Annotated in this window: 1 pseudogene; it reads left to right on the forward strand. The window is 69.5% G+C overall.

Going from position 1 to position 384, the window contains the following annotated elements:
• Positions 1-384: pseudogene (locus D7Y04_RS44985) on the forward strand (O-antigen biosynthesis protein); the annotation flags it as partial.

Here is a 384-nt window from a genome sequence, read left to right on the forward strand (position 1 = left end):
GCAGGAGGGCTTCGACGGCGCCGAGCTGTACGAGCTGGTCCTGCGAGCCTCGGAGTCCACCACGCCGGCGGCGCACGTGCCCACCGTGCTCTACCACCGCCGGGAGACCTCGCGCTCCGTCCACTTCGTCAACGCGGCGGCCCACGTCGCGCTCACCCAGCACCTGAAGCGCTGCGAGGAAGACGCCGAGGTCCTGCTCGCGCCCAGCGGACTGCTGCGCGTGCGCCCGAAGGTGAAGGGCAACCCGCGCGTCTCCATCATCGTCCCCTTCAAGGACAAGCCGGAGCTGCTCGAGCAGCTGTGGCGCACCTTCAGCACCCGGACGCGGTGGGAGAACTGGCAGCTCATCCTCGTCTCCAACAACTCGGTGGATCCCCGGACGCA

Source organism: Corallococcus sp. AB038B, from assembly GCF_003668955.1.
GTDB classification, from domain to species: domain Bacteria; phylum Myxococcota; class Myxococcia; order Myxococcales; family Myxococcaceae; genus Corallococcus; species Corallococcus exiguus.